Raw genomic sequence first — 16,423 nt, 5'->3', positions numbered from 1 at the left:
GGCTACGGGCGATGGGTCGTGGGCCAGGTTTCCAGCGCAGTGAGCGCCAGAGCGGCCATCTGCTGCGAGACCAGGGCCATATGTCGAGCGGTCGCCGGGGCATCGGCCCTGAGCACGGTGGCGGCGTGGTCGAGCTCATCGACGAGGCCGGTCAGGCGGCCGATGAACGCCCGCGCGACCTCCTCGTGGTCGAATATGACCGGCTCGGGCTCGGAGCGGAACGGGGTGCTAAAAAGGTGGCGCATCACGTTTCCCCTACCGCTGGAATCGACGGACTTCCCACGCCGCGTACTCGGCGAAGGAATCGGCGATGAAGTTCAGCCGCTCGGCGGCGCGCGGGTCGCCGTTGGACTGGAACTCGGCCTCGCGGCTGAGCATTGCAGTGAGGTGCATGCCGGTCGCTGCAACGTAGCCGGCCGCCTGGACGCGGGCGCCCGTGACAAGTCCATTGGCTACCTCAGCGTTCTGGCGTCGTTGGAGGGACTTGCCCTCCGAACGCGTGAAGCCCTCGGGAGTACTGAAGGGCGTGAGCTTCCCGTTGGATCGGGGGATGAGATCGGACATGGCGAATTGCCTTTCGTTTGCGGTGATGGGAGGCCCGCCGTTCGCGGTTCCTACACCTAAGGCTGAACCTGGAGGGCCCGGCAGGAATACCGAGCTACTGGTGCGCGACTGCGGCCTCGTGCTGGGCGGCAGCGAGCAACTGCGACCTATTGCGAAGGCCTTGACTGATGAACGGGCGAGCCGCATAATCCACGGCAAAGGAGGCATATGGGCGGCGTTCACGATGAAGACGAGCTGCGGGCGCGAATTATCGAATTCCTTGGAGCCAGCACTCGAAATGGCCTGTACCGAACGAATGGACTCGTGAAAGTAGTCGATTTGGGCAACGGCCGTCGACTCGATAGCAAGGGCGTGGAGGACGCTGTCAACGCACGGAGTCAAAGAGACATCTCGCCATATGTCCTTGCGCTCTGCAATGGCCGCGCCGCCACCTTGATCTTGGGATCGTCAGAGCTCCTCAAGCTCCGTGCCACGTTGTTGCTGGGGCTTGGTGAGGCACGGTTCCTCACCTCGGATGAACGCCGAGTGGCGTTTGCGCGCACCTACCGTGTGTACGTTCCCGCCGGAAGGAAGGCGCTTGAGGGCATTGATCAGTTCAGAGACAGATACCAAGATGTTAGACGGGTCGAACGCGAGGAAGTGATCGCAACCGTTGCTGACATCATCATGGAGTTGCTCACGAGTCAGCAGCCTTCGGTCGACATAGTTGGATCCAAAGCACCGTGGGCCTACGAGATTGTCGATGCGCAGGATGACTATCTCTACCCAGCCAGCGTCGAGGGTCAGGTTCGCACAGTCATCCGCAGGCGCACCATTCGGTCAATTGCACCTGCGATCACAGAGTTCCGTCAGACATACAGCGATCGCGTCCCAGGTGGGTCGATGCCGGAAGCTCGAAACGTCGGGCAAGGCCGACTCACTATACAGAACCTGCGACCATACGAGGAGAACGGCGCCCCTGGATACCGCTATGACATTGTCATATCCTTCCCACCTCTCCAGCGCGGAAAAACACTCGAGATCGGTTGGCTGCTTACCCACCAACTCACCAAGCGGGACCAGTGGGGACCGGGCATCGTCCATCGCGTGCAGTTGACGCCTGCCGTACCAATCGGGAAACTCTCAATCAGCGTGCGCTTCAGTCCACCGCTAGTCCCAAGCAACATCTGGCGTGTCGACAACGTTGCGCCTCAGAACATCATCGAAGTTGAGGCTCGGGGCGAAGCTCTCACGCCGACTCAAGACCGTGTACAGGCGGTGTGGGAAGGCGTCACGCTGGGCCGTGCATGTGGGATTGTTTGGAACTGGCCTGAGAACCTACACTGACCGCAGGCGCCCGGACCGAGCACGTAGGAGCGACCCATGGAACTTATCCGAGGCAACCTTGCCATCCGGGCACTTCTTCGCGGTGGATCGGGGGATACCGACGGCGACACGGACGGTGAAGGTTCCGAAGGTGACGGCGACCACCCCTGAGACGCCCGGCCTCGTTTCTATTAGGGCTAGAAACCGATACTTCCGCTGTTGGATAGCAGGGTCGGTCTGCGATTGATTGATTATTCATGTTGGTTGAAGCTTGTCAATTTCAGTACAACTGCGATCATGATTTGCCGAAATCGTAAATCAGGTTATAAGCAGACTAGAAGCCACCGTGCCCGGTCTGAGTTCCGCTCCCGGGCTGTGGCGTATTTGACTGTGCTGAACGCGGCGCTGCCGAGCACTGTCGGTGCACGCTGCTAGGTTGAGAGGACAGCCCAGGGGGATAGAACGTAAGCGCGCTCAGGCGCAAGGAGTACAGACACGACCATGGCCGACGCCACCAAGGAAGCGCAGCGCGCGGAGCTACGCAGGACCGGTCTGGCGGATCGCGAACGACCTGCGCGGCAGCGTGGACGGCTGGGACTTCGAGAGCTACGTGCTGGGCATCCTGTTCTGGCGCTTTGCCTCCAAGAACCTCACCACGTATCTCAGCGATCTGGAGGTGGCGGCAAGCGGCAACGCCTAATTTCGCACCGCTCAGTTTCTGCGGCTGGCTGGCGAGGAGCGGAGTGAACGTCAGCGGTGGGTACCTCTTTCGACATAACACTAATCGAAATTCTGATTCTATGGTGGTAAACTTGGTGCAGATGGTGCCAAATGCGTATCAGGCGAAATACTATGCCTATGAGTTGCAGCGTTCCTACGCGAACGACCATGTCGGCAAATTAGCTGGCCTTCTTTTTGACGCTCAAGTTGAGCCCAAGCCGCATCAGATCGATGCGGCTCTCTTCGCTCTCCAGACCCCTTACTTGAATGGCGTAATCCTCGCCGACGAGGTGGGCCTGGGTAAGACGATCGAGGCTGGTATCGTCATCTCCCAGTACTGGGCCGAGCGCAAGCGTCGGATCTTGATTATCGCGCCTTCCAGCCTTCGCCAGCAGTGGCAGCAGGAGCTGATCGAGAAGTTTCTCATCCCCAGCCAGCTGCTCGACCCGAAGCTTAAAGACGAACAGTTGGCCCGCACTGCCCGCCAGGATGCAGAGGTGCTCATTTGCTCCTACGAGTTCGCACTGCGGCACGAGGCCAGCCTCCTCCGTGAATGGGACCTGGTGATCTGCGACGAAGCCCATCGGCTGCGCAATTTCTACACTGGGCGTAATAAGGCACCGGAATCGATTAGTCATATCGTCCGCGAAGCCGGTAAGACGATCCTCTTGACGGCCACACCACTACAGAACCGCCTCGAGGAGCTGTACGGCCTGGTGAGCGTATTCGACCCCGACTACTTCTACTCGCTCGACGCGTTCCGTGAGCGGTATGTCAAGGCCAAGGGAGTGGGCGACAACGACGACCTCGTCGAGCGCGTCGCTGGCATCAGCAAGCGAACCTTGCGTCGCGATGCCGAGAAGTACATCCACTTCACCAAGCGCATGCCGCTGACCGTTGAGTTCATGCCGAGCCCGGCTGAGATCGAGCTTTACGACAAGGTCAGCGAGTACTTGCAGCGCGACAATTTGCACGCGTTCTCCAACTCCCAGCGCCACCTGACCGGCTTGATTCTGCGCAAACGACTTGGTTCAAGCACCTACGCGGTCTCCAGCACACTGGAGCGCATCGCCGACCGCCTCGAAGCTGAGGTTGGAGCCGGTGTTCGTCGCGATAGCCGAGGTGGTCTCGTCCTTGCGGACTTTGAGGACGAAGACCTGACCGAGGAGGAAGTCGAGTCTCTAGAGGAGACCAAGGCTGAGCCCGAGCTTGGTCCAGATGCGGGCCCGAAGGCCGACAAGAAGACCCTCGAGGCCATGCGCGCCGAAGTCGATGAACTTCGTAGCTACGCGGCGCTAGCTCGATCGATCACCGTCAATCAGAAAGCCGTGAAGCTCGGCGAAGCCGTGGACAAGGGCTTCGAGCGTCTGAAGGAACTCGGCGCTCCGCAGAAGGCCATCATCTTCACCGACTCGACTAAGACGCAGGAATACATCGCCCGCACCCTCACCGAGGGTGGCCGTGGCGACGGTCTCGTGCTCTTCAATGGCACCAACAACTCCCCAGCGGCCAGCGAGATCTACCGCGACTGGCTCGAAGCCAATAAAGACGGCGACGTCATTACTGGTATCGCTTCTGCCGATCGCCGCAAGGCCCTCGTCGACTACTTCCGCGATCAGGGGACGATCATGATCGCCACGGAAGCAGCCGCCGAAGGTATTAATCTTCAGTTCTGCTCGATGCTCGTTAACTACGATCTCCCATGGAATCCCCAGCGGGTTGAGCAGCGCATTGGCCGCGTGCACCGCTTCGGGCAGAAGTTCGACGTCGTCGTGGCCAACTTCGCCAACAAGGGCAACGCCGCCGAGGCCCGGATCCTCGAGCTCCTCGCCAATAAGTTCCACCTCTTCAAGGGCGTCTTCGGAGCCAGTGACGAGGTGCTCGGCTCCATCGAGGATGGCTTCGACTTTGAGAAGACCATCAACCGCATCCTCAACGACTCACGTAGCGATGCGGACATTGACCGCGCGTTCAAGGAACTCGAGGAGCAGTACGCCACTGAGATCAGCTCCGAGATGGCAGCGGCCAAGGCGAAGGTCTTCGACAACCTCGACCCCAACGTTCAGGACCGGCTGAAGTCCTATGACGCGCAGTCGGGCGAAGTCCTCAACAAGTTCGAGCGACTCCTGCTCGCGATCACAAGACGCCAGCTTGCCGATCACGCGGAGTTCGAGGGAGATGGACGAAACTTCGTTCTTCGTGACTCACCCGTCAAGGAAGCTCTAACCGGTCGCTACTACTTCAAGTCTGAGCCGCTGGACAACGCTCATCAATACCGGTTCTCCGGCCCGCTCGCTGGGCACGTTGTTGAGTCGGCGAAGTCGGCCAATACCCCTGCTAGCGAACTCACGTTCAGCCTTAGCCAGTCCGAGCGCGCCAGCAGTGCCGTCAAGGAACTCGCCGGGAAGTCCGGGGAGCTCACCGTCAAGCTCGTGACCTTCAGCATGAAGGCCAAGAACGATGACATCAGCGAGTCGTACATGCTCGCTGGTAGCTTGACGGATGACGGCAAGTGGCTCGACCACGAGTACGTCGCCGATCTGCTCGACCTCGCATGCGTGCAAGAAGACGCTCCAGTGAGCGTGAACGAAGCTAGGTTCGAGCTGCAGCTCGCCGAACGCCGGGCGCAGCTCGAGCGAGAGGTCCAGGGCCGCAACTCCCGTTACTACGATCAGCAAGAGGAGCTGCTGTATCGCAACCAGCAGGACCGCCGGGCCGAGTCCGAGGCGAAGATTCGTGAGTACAAGGCTAAGGAAAAGGAAGCCCGCAAGAACTCACGCGGCACAGACGATCCGATGCAGCAGCTCAAGTACAAGAAGGACGCTCGCAAGTGGGCCGAGCGAGCCGAAGAAGAGGACGAGGATGCGCGCGTCGCGCGGAAGAAGATGCGCGAGGAAGCCGACCGCTACCTAGAGCTGATCGAGCAGGCACTCAAGGGCACACAGACCGTCGAGCATCTGTTCAGCATCCGCTGGAAGGTAGTTCCCTGATGAACACCTCCACCGCTGCAATCACACCGACTATCAATCAAACTGGGACCACCCGAGGAACTAAGCAATGACCATCGACGAACTACAGGACATTTACGGAACGCCAAGCGGCACGCCCGACTTCAAGACGGAGCTCGCTGCCCAGCTCTCGGAACTGATCCCTGAGGCGATCGCAGACGGCAAGATCGACGTCGAGAAGCTCAAGGAACTCCTTGGTGAGGACGCCGGGGACGACCGCGAACGATTCGGTCTTTTTTGGGCCGGCAAGAAGCGTGCCCTTCGTGCGGCCCAAGAGCCTACTACGGCGACGTTAAAGCCGGACTATGAGAAAAGTAAAGACTGGGATACGACTAAGAACGTGTTCATCGAGGGCGACAACCTCGAAGTGCTCAAGATCCTGCAGAAGCACTACCACGGCAAGATCAAGATGATCTATATCGATCCGCCATACAACACAGGCAAGGATTTCGTCTACCCGGACAACTACAAAGAAGGTCTAGAGACCTACCTGGAGTGGACTCGCCAGGTCAACGACGAAGGAAAGCAGGTCTCGACCAATAGCGAGTCCGAAGGGCGTTACCACTCGAACTGGCTCAACATGATGTACCCGCGCCTGAAACTAGCGAGGAACCTGCTCGCCGATGATGGAGCGATCTTCATCTCGATCGACGACAACGAATCTGCGCATCTCAGACGTCTGTGCGATGAAGTGTTCGGCGAGGCTAACTTTATTGCTGACGCCGTCTGGCGGTCGAAGGACAACAGCAACAACGATGCCAAACGATTCTCCCTCGATCACAACCACACGCTCGTGTACGCGCGGAGCGCCGACTGGTATCCGGCTCGCATTTCCGACGACAGTAAGCGGAGCCATTTTAGGAACCCCGACAACGATCCGCGTGGCCCATACTTCGACGGGAATCCACTCAACTCTCCTAACTATCGAGAAAACCTCGTCTACTCATTGACGTCACCACAGGGAATCGAGATCAAGCCACCGAAGAACGGCTGGCGATGGTCGCGGGAAGCGATGGATGCGAAGCTCGCATCCGGCGAGATTCGGTTTACCGCCGACGGTCGGGGAATTCGTCGTCGTACCTATCTTGCGGATATGGAGGGGCTTCCTCCTTCGAGTCTGTGGATCGACCTTGAGCGAACGGGCCACAACAGGCAGGCCAAGTACGAACTGATGAAGCTGATGCCCGAAGATGTATTCGATACGCCTAAGCCAGTGAAGCTCATCAAGTACATCCTGCAACTAGGATCGGTCACTAACGATGATATTGTGCTCGACTTCTTCGCTGGAAGTGCGACAACGGCCCATGCCGTAATGCAGATGAACGCCGATGATGGTGGTCGGCGTCGCTTCATCATGGTCCAGCTTCCCGAACCCACACCCGAGAAATCGAAGGCACGCGAACTCGGATACGGCACCGTTGCGGACATCTCCCGTAGGCGCATCGATCTAGCCGGGGCGGCAATTGCAGGTGAGCCCGATACGCAGCTCGATATCGAGCAGGGGCAGCTCGATATCGGCTTTCGAGCCTACGCACTCACAGACACCAACTTCTCGAAGTGGCGCGTAGCGAGTGACACAGACCTCAGCAAGCTGGAGCAGCACCTCTTCGACCTCCGCGACAGCGCCGATGACGACGCCACGCCCGACTCGCTCCTCACCGAAATCCTTCTCAAGCAGGGCTACTCCCTAACGGAGCAGATCGGCGACAAAGAAATCGATGGCCTCAAGCTCAAGTCCGTCGGCGAAGGCCTCGTACTTGCCTACCTCGACGAGCACACCAAGCCAACCCTGCAGCAGCTCCGCTCTGTGCTCGCGAGTAAAGACCTCGCAAAGTTCATCGTCCTCGAGGACGCATTCCATGGTGACGACGAGCTGAAGACGAACCTGGTACAAGAAGCCAAGACGCGCGGCGTGGAACTCTGGACGGCCTAGGCGATGGAATTCAAGTTTGATCCCAAGCAGCCATACCAGCAGGAAGCGATCGCTTCGGTCGTCGATCTCTTCGAAGGCCAGCCAGCTGACGCCGACGCGCTAGAAGTCAACCTCCAGGGCGCACTGCCCGCCTCCATTGGCCAGACCGCGTTCGACATCGCCAGCGAAGTCGGTGCGATCGGCAACAACCTCTTGCTGGACGAGGAGGCACTGCTCCAGAACTTGCAGGCAGTGCAGGACCGCAATGGACTCGAGGTCGTGTCTGAGCTAGCTGGCGGTGCGCTCGACTTCGACATCGAGATGGAAACAGGCACGGGTAAGACGTATGTCTACCTGCGCACGATCTTCGAGCTGGCGCAGCGGTACAACTTCCGCAAGTTTGTCATCCTGGTGCCGAGCACGCCCATTAAGGAAGGCGTCATCACCAGCATCAAGCTCATGACCAAGCACTTCGAGGGTCTCTACGCCGAGCCGTTCGACGCCAGCGTCTATAGCGGTCAGACCGCTGAGGAGGTTCAGTCGTTCGCCACCAGCACGAGCGTGCAGATCATGGTGATGAGCATTCACGCGCTGCGGGGCGACAAGAACTCGCGCGTTATTCACCAGACGCGTGACAAGCTCAACGGTCTGCGCCCGATCGACTACCTCAAGGCCACGCGGCCGGTCGTCATCATGGACGAGCCGCAGAACATGGAGTCCCTACTTAGTCAGTCGGCGGTCGGCGAACTAGACCCGCTCTGCACGCTGCGGTACTCGGCAACCCACCGCAAGACCCGCAACGTCGTCTATCGTCTAGACCCGGTCGACGCGCATGACCTGGGTCTCGTGAAGCAGATCGTCGTCGCCGAGGCACTCCAGCAAGGCGCCGATGCAGCGCCGTACGTGAAACTGCTATCGGTTCGGAATGACAAGGGTTTCGTCGCCCGACTGGAACTTGCAGTCCGCAAGGAGTCCGATGGATCCATCGAGCGCAAGACGGTGGCCTACCGGCCCGGTAAGGACGCGAGCGATCTCGCCCGCCTCACCGGTAACTCCGCATACGAGGGCTGGCTCATCAACGAACTCAGCACCGAGCCCGAGTCGGTCGAGCTGTTCCCACACGGCTGGCTGCAGGCTGGTGAGACCCTCGGCGGCTCCAATGATTCGGTTTACCGCGAAATGATTCGCGAGACCATCCGCGAGCACCTGCGCAAGGAGACGATGCTGCGCCAGCACGGCATCAAGGTGCTCAGCCTTTTCTTCGTCGACAAGGTTGCGAGTTTCCTCGGCGATGGCTACGACAACTCCACGGCCAACGGCGACTTCGTACGGTGGTTCGACGAAATTTTCCGCGAGGAGCGGGCCAAAAGCGCCCAGTGGGCGGCGCTGCTGCCGGGCGATCCACAGGACTACCGGCGGGCGTATTTCTCCGTCCTCAAGGGCAAGAAAGGCCAGCACGACACCTTCAAGGACACCAGTGGCACTACCGCGGCCGACGACGATGCCTACGAGTTGATTATGCGCAACAAGGCGCAGCTACTCGATGAGAAGGAGCCGGTGCGGTTTATCTTCAGCCACTCTGCGCTCCGTGAGGGCTGGGACAACCCGAACATTTTCCAGATCTGCGCCCTTCGCGAGATGGGCGAAGCCGCCGAACGCCGTCAAACAATCGGTCGAGGTCTGCGTCTGCCGGTCAACCAGACCGGTGAGCGCGTGCCGGATCGCGGCATCGCTCAACTAACCGTTGTCGCCAATGAGTCCTACCGCGAGTTCGCCGACAGTCTACAGAAGGAGTACCGCGACTCTGGCGTCAGCATCGGCCTCGTTCGCGTGGGCGAGTTCGCCAAGATCCCAACGGTCGACGAGAATACCGGCGGGGAGAAGCGTCTCGGCTTCGCCGGCTCCAAGTTGATCTGGGATGAACTTGTCAAACGCAACTTCCTCGACAAGGAGGGCAAAGTCATGGCCACCTTCCGACCAGAGACCCTTGGCTTCACGCTCGGCCCCAAGCCGGACTCATTCTGGCCAGAAGACGACATGATCCAGGTGATGATCGACTGCCGAATCGAACGGCTGGTTAAGACCCAGCGCAAGCGGGTACAGCGCAAGCTCAATAAGGAGATCTACACGTCGCCGTGGTTCGAGGACTTCTGGCGCGCGATCTCCCGCCGCACGACCTACCGAGTGAAGCTTGACCGAGAGAAGGTCATTGAGGACGCCGTCAACAAGATCGTAACCGAACAGCCGATCCAACCGCTTCGTGTCCAGGTCACTCGGGCGGGCGTAAAGCTTGTCCGTGGTGGTACCAAGACCGCCGAAACCGCGACCCGCTCGGCTGCCCTGGCGGGAACGTATGAGCTGCCGGACATCATCAGCGAGCTGCAAGAAGCGACGTCCCTCACCCGCAAGACGCTCGTCGACGTACTGACGGGCTCCGGCAAACTGAACGAGTTCATCGGCAACCCAAACGACTTCATCGCCATGGTCAAGCGCATCCTGCTTAACGTTGTCGCAACGGCCGTGCAGGAAGGCGTCCAGTACGAGAAGATCAGCGGCTACGTTTACGAGTTGCGCGAGCTGCAGGCGGATGGGGCCGAGGCACGCGACCTCTTTATGGATCGCGTCTACGAGGCGCAGTCGTTCAAGGACGGCAAGACCGACTTCAACTACATCCAGATTGACTCGGACGGCGCTGAAGCACCAGAGCGGCAGTTTGCGCAGGTCCTCGACAGCCGCGAAGATGTGAAGTTCTTCATGAAGCTGCCCGACAAGTTCAAAATCGAGACTCCGGTTGGCCCGTACAACCCAGACTGGGCGATCATCAAGCAGGACGGGGACGGCATGGATCGCATCTACATGATCCGGGAAACCAAGAGCACGCTCGACGAATCCAAACGCCGCCCAACCGAGAACGCCAAGATAAAGGCCGCTACCGAGCACTTCAAGCAACTCGGCATAGGTTCAGAGACCACCGCTGGCTACACTGTCGGCGTTCCTGGGAACTGGAACCTGTGATGTGGTCGGCAGCAGAGTGACACTGCACCGCTCGATACGCTTAGCTTTATCGCGCAGTACGGAGTGAAGCGCCCTGGCATGAGGGGCGTCTCCTTGGCTACTGAGAGTAGGGGGCGAGCCTGGAATCTCCCGCTACTACGAGAGCATCGACCACCCGCTGCCACATAGCTAGCGAGTGCCTATCAGAGACGACTGCCCTGACATCAATCAACCACGTTGAAAGCAGAAAGCTGCCTCGGGCTACTTCTTCCGGCGCGGCTAGCGCAAGATCGGTAATCCACAGTAAAGCTATGCGAGCCTGATCCTGCATAGAAAGTGGGCGAATAAAGCCGATGAGCTGATCAACACATGTTGAGTCTCCTCGGGCAGCCGGTAGCCATTCTTCGACGGAGTCTCGAAGTTTGTCTGGGTCCCACCAAACGATCGGTTCCCCGTCAAGTTCGCGGTAGAGGTAGGCGGCCTCCGTAGCAGCATTTGGGATGAGTGACGCACGAGCGCGATTTCCGTAGTGCCTGCCGTCGAACGGCTTGTGTTGGCCCTGATACGCTAAGACGCGCGCGACGATTTCCGGCCACAGCCGTTCTGCTGTGGCGGCTCGGCTGGAGTTCTCCTCAGCGGCCGCTGAGACGGCGCGAACAAACGCACCGAGCATGTCTGACCTATCAGCAAAGGCATCGAGGTGATTGAACAGCAGCGTCTCGCCCTCTCCCTCGACAACCGTAAGCAGCGCGCGCGCCGTTATGAGCGCGTGAGACCCGCGATGGTCGAAGTCACGATCATTGGCGAGAAGGGCGCGTCGTTGCGCTGTGAGAACGACATGGAGTAGTTCCTCAGCGCGAGCAGACACGCAGATTCCGGAAACGGAGGCGGGTGCGAGCGCACGAAGTGCGGCGTCGAGCCTGAGGACATAAATGACATCGTCGGATGCGGCACTTAGGGATTCAGCGATCGGATCTTCGAGTACAATCGAGGCCCGACGACCGGTCTCAGAATCCCAGCCTCCGAATACACAGTCACGCGCGGTGGCGATAACAAGGCCCAGCGCAGTCTCGTGATGACATGTCCCTTCGGTGGAACATGGCTCTTGCCATAAGACATCGAGGCCGCGCGCCAGATGTACCCGGACCTCGTTGGGGAGTGCCAGGGCAAGTCCGGATGTCGCCTGTACGACGCGTGCGTATGCTTCGGACCCGTCCGATCCATCAACGAGAGCCCGTATAGGAGCCGCGGCGGGCAGCAGAAGAAGCGGCAGAGATTGTGCCGAAACCCGATCCGCACCTTGCTCGAAATATGATTCCTGTGAGTCAAACTGACGTCCCCGTCCTGATTGTTCACCTACCGTCACGAGTGTTTCGGCCGCGAATCGAAGCGACTCGTCGGGCAGCTCAATGCCTTCAATCAGGTGTGCTTCGAGCGCGGCCGCAGCAACTACCGCAGGGGCGTCCCACGGCCCGTCTGCACTAAAAGCAGGAGGTTCATCGATGAGCTGTTTTGCGACGTTCAAATCTTCAATGAGTGTCTCAGAAGTCCGTGAATCGGTAATGCGCTTCTTTGGGTTGATGTAGTACTGCACCATTAGCCGCGTGGCTTCCTGTGCCTGCTGCACATCGGAACTTGCAGTCTCGAGCGCATTCAGTAGAACGTCGGGCGGTGTACTCTGGATGATCAGCTGGCCATCATCGGTCGGATGCGCGCTATAGGTATCTAGGTCCATGCCGCTGGCCCAGCCCCGCACATTGAGAAGTTCTTGTTCGATTGCGCCCTCATCATCGCCATGGACGAGCTGGATCTGCTGCCGCGCGTTCTCAATGAGCTCCCGGCCGAGGTGGCGTAGCTCTTCCGCTCGGTCTTCGTCGGCTCGGAGTACGAGCATCGCGGAAGCCTCGCGAAGGGACCAATGCCGACGGTCAGCACCTACCAGCCCGTCGGACGACGCTGCAAACCCACTGATCTCGCTTGTAGCTCTGGCGAACTCGAGATGCCAGATCATCGGCTCCGACAGGTATGGGTCAAGCATCCCCTCGGCCTTTTCAAGATGTCGGATGAGAAGACCAACAACGAGGCCAACCATCGCGAGGTTTTCGCATTCGTCAAGCAGAATGGCCACGATTGTACTTAGAGGAATATCGAGGTCGATCAGTTGATCACAAACCCGCTCGAGAGCTTGGAGGGCGCTCATGCAAGGGTACGGTCCACCTCCAGTACCTCGATACCAGGTCCACACCTGTGGGTCGCCAATATACGTGCGTACAGCACCAGTGACCTGCAATTCGATACGATACGAGTCGAGTTCTTCCTCCGGGATATCGCCACCGTACCGATCAATACTCGCCAGAGTACGTGCTTGAGCGAGGGCGGCGTGGTTCAACAGTTGATTGAGAACCCGGACGCCACCTCGAAAGTCGGATTGAAACAAAGAAATGAAAGGTCCACGGTACCAGGCTGCAAGCGGCATGCCGATCCCGTGATAGTGGTGATCGCGAATGCCGTCTTCATGGAATCCCGATCCGTCTTCCTCATCGTCCAAGTAGTAGGCCTCGGTAATCGTCGCCAAGAAGCCTCGAGGGCGAGTTGCTAACGCACGTCCAGCAAAGAGTGCTTCGACTGCGGGGCCGAGAAATGCTGGAGCATCGTTCGCGATTCGTCGAAGGATCGCCTCACCATCACCCCCAATATCGGGGCCGAGGAGGGCCAAGAACTCAACCATCACTTCGTCCATGATCTCACGGGGAATCTCCCGTCTCCTGTGACGCCGGCCGCGTGGATACCCGACCTCACCGAACAAGTTGCTGCGTGCGGCACGTTCGCGATCTCGTTCGACCTCCTCAGGAGTGCGGGCCAGGCGGGCAGCTTCAGCTTCTGCCCGTTCTTCCTGTTGTCGCTCGTCCGCGACAGCGCATCGGGCCACTAATTGCGACCGAAGTTCAGCGCGTAATGCGTTCTCGGCTGGAGCGTTCGAGACAATCAGGGAGCGAAGCCAGTCGCGCACTAGTTGCTGGAGCTTCTTATCACCGAACCACGTCGTGGAACTGCTGAATAGTTGTTCAATCAACGGCTCTACCGCTGAGATACGGACGAGATGCGCCGAGTCGCGAAGTCGTCGCTGATCAACCAAACGGCACAGCCGATGCAGCCCAGTCTTGTTATCGGCGCATAACTCGCCCCACGCGTCGTCCAGGATAGGGCCAGGGTGCGGCAGCGAGAGGAGTGCTTCGCCGGGCACGTCGCGCCAACGCTCCCCGTGGCCTGCTGCAACCACTGCGTCAAACGATCTCTGAAGGCCAGCGAATCGACCACGGACTGGATTCTCGGCCGTGTCCGGTGCTCCTAGATTGACCTGAGCGGCGAGCCGTGCCGCACTGAGCGACCAACGTGGCATCCCTGCGGAAAGCAATTTGATGGTGGGATCTTCATCCGCAAGGAGCAGGCGAGCAACGGCATATCGGCGCACTTCGTCATGTGCGAATTCAGGACCGATCTTAAACGGCCGATTGGTCGACGTCTGCAGGAGGCCGTCTCGCCGAAGTCCCGCAAGTGCCGCCCCATCAAGCGCGCCCACTACGGTAAGCGGATCAGCGCGGGTGAGTTCCAGATCTGCCAGGCGCAGCATGACCGCTTCTCGTGCATCGGGCGTGCCACGTTCGGCCTGTTCGTGGCATCGGACGAGTCCGACCCAAACCTGATTCATAGCGTCGCCGTCGTTAACAGGGAGCCCTGAGACTCCGCCGCGGAGGAGAAGATCGACGACGACTAGTCGACGGAGCAGTTCTCGAGCATGGTGGTCCGCTGCGAGTGCGGCGAGCTCAGGGAAGGCAACGACAAGCTCATCGAGCTGCGTGTCGGTAAGTGTCGGGATCTCGTAGTCGACGGCCGGGCCGCCTAAGTGGGTGTCGACGGCATCATGGAGCAGTTTCCTAATATCGTCCGTCGTCAGGACAAAAATTCGGACGTCGCTATGGAATGCGGCGTCAACCATGTATCGCAGCAGATCCGACTTGCCTTCTGCCACGGCGTCTGCTCCGTCGATAATCAGCAGACGCTCTGGAGCGCTCATCTCGGCTAGGGCGGTTGTTAAAGGAATGCCGAGGGCACGCTCCAACTCAATCGGCGTCGTTGGGAGATGTCGCAGGTTGATCACAAGGGCCTGAGCTCCGTCGCGCTTGACAGCGGATGCAAACTCAACCATGAGCGCACTCTTACCGACTCCGGACTGGCCATGGATAATTACCGCAGGCTTGGTCCTGGTCAGGGTGCGAAGCTCGGCGATAGTCGCGCTGCGGTCGATATGCACTTCGTTGCGTCCGCTGGACGACGTCACCCGACTCCGAACTGCAGCAACAGCTTGCTCGTGGAGGCTGTTGAGCATGCGCCAAGCGGCATCATGACGACGGGTGGTTGATGCGACGACGTCGTGGGTGTCTCGGCGGAGGAGATCAAGTTCAATATCTGCTGCCTTCGGCGCATACTCGGCAGCGAGTACGCCGAGCCGATCACGCACCGTCACCGCCCCAGCTAGGTCAGCCGTCCTTGATGCGTTCACTAGGTCGTTCACGATGTTAGCCCAGTCCGACTCATCAGGTGCCTCGAATCGAGGCATAAGAACCTGAAGACGAGACAGCAGACGCCAGGTTTGCTGAGTGACGGTAGCCTCGTCAGCCGAGCCGCCATTGGCATCGTCTAGGGCTGACTTCACCAGGTCCTGAAGGTGGTTGAACCGCTCGCGAAGCACCTGCTCGAAACGGCCTGGCTCCTGCACCAACGCAGCAAAAGCGGCAGGGTCGGTTTGGCCGCGAGCGAGATCGGCTAATGTCGCCAGCTGAGAAGCGTGATCTTGATGACCCGCAACCACCAGCCCAACGCGGTGATCGATATCAGCGCTAAGATCATGAGCAAGCTCTTCGAGCAGCGAGCCGATCAGCTTCTTCGTTTTCGCATTGCTTTTGACAACGATTGGAGCACGACGCACGGCGAGTGCAAGCACCAATGAAGGCTCGTCTTCATCTGCTCGCTTAGCGTATACGACTAAATCGTCAGTTGAGTGTAGGGGTGCCTGTTGAAATGCGACGCTAACGACGGATCGGCCCTCACCCAGTTCGGTTGATCCCAAACCGGAAAGCATCCGGGCCAGGTAGTGAACTGCGACCTTGCGCTCGAAGGTCACCCCACCCCCACCGGTTGCGTATGGACTCATAGCGGTCGTAGCGGCTGACGGCTCGATGACCGTTCCCCCTCCGCCGCCCTGTGGCGATTCAGACATGGCCATATCTTACCTTGCCTCTTCTTTACTAGGGCGCCAGCAGAACAACCCTCTGTCGTGAAGGCTGCTAGCTATAGATGATTGACGTCCAGACCGCATACGTCTTCCATTGTAACAATTATCGAGTATCTATTCGATGCGCCGCTCAGAGCTCGCCTGTTCGTATCTCTATAGCCGGACAATGAACCGTCCTTAGCTGACTGCGACAATTTTAGTTAGGGTCGGCGAATTGACACACCTTGCTCAGCTAGGGTTTGGCGCACGCAGCCGGGACTCACGTCGAACCGTTGGCCGATCCGCGCTAGCGACTGCCCGTCCTCGTATAGACGTGCAGCCTCTCTTGCCCGTTCGGCCGTGAGGCCTTGACGACGGATTGGGACGCCAGTCTCGCGGAGAAGCTGGACGACGCTCGTCTTGGAGATGTTATAGGCCGCGGCCAGTCGATGCGACGACCAACCCTGTTTGTAGCGGTCGCTCATCTCAGTAACTTGGTAAGCCATGAGTCGGTGAATTAGCTTCGCCGAGGACTTGGTTGCACGTTCGCGGGGCTTTCGGGTTTTGGGCAGCGCTTCGGCCGTCTCCACTATCTGGTCCAGGTGATACAGATAGTGGCGGGCTTTGTTGGAGTACGCCTGCAGGACC

Annotated in this window: 8 protein-coding genes; 5 read left to right on the top strand and 3 right to left on the bottom strand. The window is 59.3% G+C overall.

Annotated elements, in window-relative coordinates; all coding sequences use genetic code 11:
* Positions 1-2 precede the first annotated feature (2 nt).
* Complete coding sequence (locus AB5L97_RS10440) at positions 3-245, bottom strand: hypothetical protein (protein ID WP_369044664.1); 243 nt, start codon at positions 243-245, stop codon at positions 3-5.
* 10 nt (positions 246-255) lie between these two features.
* Positions 256-564 carry a hypothetical protein gene (locus AB5L97_RS10435; RefSeq protein WP_369044663.1) on the bottom strand — a complete coding sequence of 103 codons (309 nt, stop codon included), beginning with the start codon at positions 562-564 and terminating at the stop codon, positions 256-258.
* A gap of 207 nt (positions 565-771) precedes the next feature.
* Here AB5L97_RS10435 and AB5L97_RS10430 point away from each other — a divergent pair, with 207 nt between their 5' ends.
* The 5 genes from AB5L97_RS10430 to AB5L97_RS10410 all read left to right on the top strand — a co-directional run bounded on the left by AB5L97_RS10430 (position 772) and on the right by AB5L97_RS10410 (position 10,524).
* Positions 772-1,890 (top strand): hypothetical protein, encoded by a 1,119-nt coding sequence (locus AB5L97_RS10430; RefSeq protein ID WP_369044662.1) that lies wholly within the window; start codon positions 772-774, stop codon positions 1,888-1,890.
* A gap of 562 nt (positions 1,891-2,452) precedes the next feature.
* Complete coding sequence (locus AB5L97_RS19725; protein WP_423246781.1) at positions 2,453-2,569, top strand: hypothetical protein; 117 nt, start codon at positions 2,453-2,455, stop codon at positions 2,567-2,569.
* 121 nt (positions 2,570-2,690) lie between these two features.
* Positions 2,691-5,579, top strand: a complete 2,889-nt coding sequence (locus AB5L97_RS10420; protein WP_369047410.1) for an SNF2-related protein — start codon at positions 2,691-2,693, stop codon at positions 5,577-5,579.
* Between the two features lie 67 nt (positions 5,580-5,646).
* Positions 5,647-7,530, top strand: coding sequence for a site-specific DNA-methyltransferase (locus AB5L97_RS10415; RefSeq protein ID WP_369044661.1), 1,884 nt, complete (start codon positions 5,647-5,649; stop codon positions 7,528-7,530).
* A gap of 3 nt (positions 7,531-7,533) precedes the next feature.
* Positions 7,534-10,524 carry a DEAD/DEAH box helicase family protein gene (locus tag AB5L97_RS10410; protein ID WP_369044660.1) on the top strand — a complete coding sequence of 997 codons (2,991 nt, stop codon included), beginning with the start codon at positions 7,534-7,536 and terminating at the stop codon, positions 10,522-10,524.
* Between the two features lie 97 nt (positions 10,525-10,621).
* Here AB5L97_RS10410 and AB5L97_RS10405 read toward each other — a convergent pair whose 3' ends face one another.
* Entirely contained in the window at positions 10,622-15,781 is a 5,160-nt protein-coding gene (locus tag AB5L97_RS10405) for a hypothetical protein (protein WP_369044659.1), read from the bottom strand.
* Positions 15,782-16,423: the final 642 nt, after the last annotated feature.

The organism is Sinomonas sp. P10A9, from assembly GCF_041022165.1.
GTDB lineage: Bacteria > Actinomycetota > Actinomycetes > Actinomycetales > Micrococcaceae > Sinomonas > Sinomonas puerhi.
Note: the sequence above shows the minus strand (reverse complement) of the source record. Positions and strands in the feature narration are given on the sequence as shown.

Excerpts from the sequence above, each read along its gene's own strand:
- AB5L97_RS10440 (WP_369044664.1), bottom strand. The coding sequence starts at position 245 with ATGCGCCACCTTTTTAGCACCCCGTTCCGCTCCGAGCCCGAGCCGGTC.
- AB5L97_RS10435 (WP_369044663.1), bottom strand. The coding sequence starts at position 564 with ATGTCCGATCTCATCCCCCGATCCAACGGGAAGCTCACGCCCTTCAGT.
- AB5L97_RS10430 (WP_369044662.1), top strand. The coding sequence starts at position 772 with ATGGGCGGCGTTCACGATGAAGACGAGCTGCGGGCGCGAATTATCGAA.
- AB5L97_RS10420 (WP_369047410.1), top strand. The coding sequence starts at position 2,691 with ATGGTGCCAAATGCGTATCAGGCGAAATACTATGCCTATGAGTTGCAG.
- AB5L97_RS10415 (WP_369044661.1), top strand. The coding sequence starts at position 5,647 with ATGACCATCGACGAACTACAGGACATTTACGGAACGCCAAGCGGCACG.
- AB5L97_RS10410 (WP_369044660.1), top strand. The coding sequence starts at position 7,534 with ATGGAATTCAAGTTTGATCCCAAGCAGCCATACCAGCAGGAAGCGATC.
- AB5L97_RS10405 (WP_369044659.1), bottom strand. The coding sequence starts at position 15,781 with ATGTCTGAATCGCCACAGGGCGGCGGAGGGGGAACGGTCATCGAGCCG.